The sequence below is a fragment of the Albidovulum sp. genome (genome assembly GCF_049646345.1).
Lineage (GTDB): Bacteria > Pseudomonadota > Alphaproteobacteria > Rhodobacterales > Rhodobacteraceae > Albidovulum.
Genome location: NZ_JBARVQ010000737.1, coordinates 1 through 4,164, shown reverse-complemented (window position 1 = coordinate 4,164; position 4,164 = coordinate 1). Strand labels below are relative to the sequence as shown.

Sequence of the window (4,164 nt, the reverse complement as noted above, 5' to 3'; positions counted from 1 at the left end):
GAACCGGCAGGACGATGAACAGCCCGAGGAACATCGGCACCATCCCCGCAAACAGCAGCAGCGCAATCACCGCGCCCCAGATCAGCATCGGCCGCAGATTGGCGATCACGGCGCGGGTCGAATGGATCATCGCCGTGACGAAGTCGACCTCCCGTTCAAGCAACAAGGGCAATCCGGCGACAGTTACCGAAAAGAGCACCCCGGCAAATCCGGCCCCGATTGTGCCGCCGATCAACAGCATCAACGGCCCATTGCCCTGAAGGAAGAGCGAGACGAGATCGGTTCCCGCGGTAAAGGCCCGAAGCCCCATGAAGAGCGCAAAAAGTGCGTGCGCCACGAAGACCCAGAACAGAAAAAGGACGATGATCACTGCGGCCATGGCCGGAATCTGGCGGTCCTTCTGGGCGAAAACCACACCCAGCACGTCCCGCCAGGACAAAGGCGATCCCTGTTCGATCCTCCGGCTGACCTCGTAAAGGCCGACGGCGGCAAAGGGTGCAAGCAGGGGAAAGCCGACAGCGACCGGCGCCAGCCACCATTGCTGCCCGGCGAGCCCGTAGATCTTCCACAACAGCAGCCCGCCCGCGACATAGACAGCGCTGAAGAAGATCCCGAAAAGCGGCGCGCGCAGGAAATCCCGCCAACCAAGTTTCAGGACTTCTGAGATATCGGAGACAGCGACGCCGCCAATATCCGGCAGGGGATCAGGCCCCCGATCATGTTCCGACATGGTCCCCCTTTCTCGCGCGCCATGTCAGGCTAGAGGACAACGCGGGTCTGACGCAAGCAAACAGGAAGACACGATTTTTCTTCGAAAAATCGACAAATTTTCGAAGAAAATTTAAGGCCGCCGTAGGATCAGTCGTCCGCCTGCGCCTCGGCGCGGCTTTTCCCTGCCACATCCATCGCCAAAGTCGCGGCCATGAAGGCGTCAAGATCGCCGTCAAGCACACCTTGGGTATCCGACGTCTCATGGCTGGTGCGCAGATCCTTAACCATCTGATAAGGCTGCAGCACATAGGACCGGATCTGGTTGCCCCAGCCTGCCGACCCCTTGGCCTCATGCTGGGCGTTGATCGCGGCATTCCGCCGGTCCAGCTCCATCTGATACAGCCGCGATTTCAACGCCTTCATCGCGATATCGCGGTTCTGGTGCTGTGACTTCTCCGACGAGGTCACGACAATCCCGGTCGGGACGTGGGTGATCCGCACGGCCGAGTCGGTTGTATTGACGTGCTGTCCACCGGCACCCGAGGACCGGTAGGTGTCGATGCGGATGTCGTTCGGTGCCACCTCAATCTCGATATTGTCGTCGACAACGGGATAGACCCAGACCGATGCAAATGAGGTTTCACGTGTCCCCTTGCCGAAGGGCGAAATGCGCACAAGCCGGTGCACGCCGCTTTCTGATTTCAGCCAGCCATAGGCATTCTGCCCCGAAATCTTGTAGGCGCAGGATTTGATCCCGGCCTCGGTCCCGGGCTCTTCCGATTGCAGCTCAACCGTAAAGCCGCGCTGCTCGGCCCAGCGGACATACATCCGCTGCAACATCTGCGCCCAGTCACAGGCCTCGGTCCCGCCGGCACCCGCATTGATCTCCAGGAAGGTGTCATTGCCGTCCGCCTCACCGTCCAGCAGCGCTTCCAGCTCTTTTGCTTCGGCGAATTCCTTGAGCGCCCTCAGTGATCCTTCAGCCTCGGCGACGATATCCTTGTCGTCCTCGATCTCGCCCAGCTCGATCAGTTCGACATTGTCCTTCAGCTCACGCTCGACCTTGCGGTAGGTCTCGATCGCGTCCATCAGCATCTGCCGGTCGCGCATCAGCTTTTGCGCCCGGGCCGGATCGGACCAGAGATCACCGTCCTCGATCATCGCATTCATCTCTTCCAGACGATGCGGTGCGGTCTCCCAGTCAAGGCGCTGACCAAGAAGCTTGAGCGATTTTCCAATCGCCTCGGCAATGTTCTCCATCTCGGCACGCATTGTCAGGGATTCCGTCTGTTGTTGCGCGGACCTGATACCAACCGCCGTCCTCTTCGGCAAGCATGGGGCACCAATACCGGCGACGCAGGATACTTGACCGCCCTTGGCGATCCTTTATTCGTTGTGGATCAGAACCGTCTCAACAAAGTAGTACATATATGTTTGATCGCGCCGCGGCCTGGATTTCCGGAATTTCGCTTCTTGCCATCGTATTTTCAGCCGGTCTCGGTTTCGCGTATTTCAACCTGCCACCCTATTCGCTGTTTCAATGGGCTGTCGGGCAGGTGAAATCGCTGTCGGATGAACCTTCGCGGCTTATGCGCGCCAGATATGACTATGCGGGTACGCGCATTCATGACCGCGCGGCGGTGGCGCCGGGCACGACCTTCATCACCTCGCACTTTCCCGAATTCGGCTGGCATGGCGGTGCGCGGCTGATCGATATCGATGGCAATGTCCTGCATCGTTGGGGCGCCGATCCCAAGGAGATCTTCGATACCCGGGTCAAATACCCTTACATGCACGGCTCTTACCTCTATCCGAACGGCGACATTCTGGCGAATTACTCCTTCATCGGTCTGGCAAAGATTTCGGCCTGCGGTGATGTGTTGTGGACCCATTCAGACCTCAGACCGCATCATTCGGTTTCGGTCGCCGCGGACGGCACGATCTGGGTGTCAGGCAACCGCAAGCTGGACAGCCGCGATGGGCGGGATGAGAAAATCGCATCCGCGCTGGCCTACCCCGTGCATGAGGATCTTTTTGTTCAGCTCAGCCCGGACGGAGAGGTTCTGCGCTCCATCAGTTCCATCGAAGCGCTCGACCGGTCCGGGCTGCAAGAGGTGGTGATGCGCATGATCAAGCGGCGCGACGGTGATATCTTCCACCTCAATGATGTCGAACCGCTCTCGCCCGAGATGGCCGATGAATACCCGCTCTTCAATGCGGGCGACATTCTGGTGTCGATGCGGGATATCCATATGGTGGCGGTTCTTGACCCGGAAACCTACCAGGTCAAATGGCACACCACATCCGACACTCTCTTCCAGCATGACCCGGATTTTATCGGCGACGGCTGGATAGGCATTTTCGACAACAACTTCGACCGCACCGAAACCGGCAAAATCCTCGGCGGAACGCGTATCAAGGCGGTCCGCCCGCATACCGGAGAGCGCAAGGTTCTGTTCCCGACTGACGCCTCGCCGGATTTTTACACGAAATGGTCCGGCAAGTGGCAGCAATTGCCCAATGGCAACATGCTGCTGACTGAAGCGCGGGCCGGCCACGCGCTTGAGGTCGATCAGACCGGAAAACCTGTCTGGGAATGGACCATCGAGAAATACGACGACACACAGGTTCCGGAAGTCATGGAGGCCACGCGCTATCCTTATACGGCCGAAGATGTCGCCGCATGGAAGTGCCCATAAGGCAGCCCGGTCATACCGATCCGCCCGCCGGAACCCGCAGGGATCAGTAAAGCCCGCCGGAACTCAACGTGCCGAAATCCGCCTTCTTCGGAATGACCTTTGTCTGCCCACTCGACGTGGTCACGGTTGTGCCGCCTTCATCCCCGCCGCTTTCGCCATAGGCGAAAAGCGGCAGGTTCTGGCCCATGGCGAACCCGCCATCGACCATCGCGCCGATGCCGAAGATCGGAATCTCGCCATCCCGGAAGAACTCGGCCTGAACGAAATCGCCGCTGACATCATCCGGAAGACGCTCGCCTGTAAAGCGGTTGATCTTGATGAAATGGCCGCCCGTGGGCACCTTGAAATCGGACCCGCCGTATTTCTTCACTGCGTCCTTCATGAAGGCGTTGAAGACCGGCACACAGAGCGTACCGCCATAGGCACCGCGACCGAGCGAGCGGGGCTGGTCATAGCCCATGTAGCAGCCCGCCACGATATTTGACGTAAAGCCGATGAACCACACATCCTTGGCGTCATTGGTCGTCCCGGTCTTGCCCCCTGTCGGCACCGGCAGGCGCACGCCCGAGCCCGAGCCGCGTTGCACAACGCCCTGCAGCATCGACGTAAGCTGATAGGCGGTCACCGCATCCATCACCCGTTCGCGGTTCGAGGCGATACGCGGGGCCGCGCCGGGACCGAGGCTCGCCAGTTTGCAATCATCGCAGCTCCGCTGATCGTGGCGATAGACCGTGCGGCCCCAGCGGTCCTGCAC

At 59.8% G+C, this 4,164-nt stretch carries 4 protein-coding genes; 1 reads left to right on the top strand and 3 read right to left on the bottom strand.

All coding sequences use genetic code 11. The features are described 5' to 3' along the window. The coding region (locus WBB85_RS19345) for a DUF2189 domain-containing protein (RefSeq protein WP_432640223.1) at positions 1-730 on the bottom strand (730 nt) is incomplete at its 3' end. A 128-nt stretch (positions 731-858) separates the two neighbouring features. Next, entirely contained in the window at positions 859-1,983 is a 1,125-nt protein-coding gene (gene prfB / locus WBB85_RS19340) for a peptide chain release factor 2 (RefSeq protein ID WP_432640222.1), read from the bottom strand. Between the two features lie 158 nt (positions 1,984-2,141). Here prfB and WBB85_RS19335 point away from each other — a divergent pair, with 158 nt between their 5' ends. After that, positions 2,142-3,410: an arylsulfotransferase family protein gene (locus tag WBB85_RS19335; RefSeq protein WP_432640221.1), complete on the top strand. Its 1,269-nt coding sequence runs from the start codon at positions 2,142-2,144 to the stop codon at positions 3,408-3,410. A 43-nt stretch (positions 3,411-3,453) separates the two neighbouring features. Here the strand turns inward: WBB85_RS19335 and WBB85_RS19330 are convergent. After that, positions 3,454-4,164 (bottom strand): penicillin-binding transpeptidase domain-containing protein (locus WBB85_RS19330; protein ID WP_432640220.1); only part of this gene is annotated, 711 nt, incomplete at its 5' end.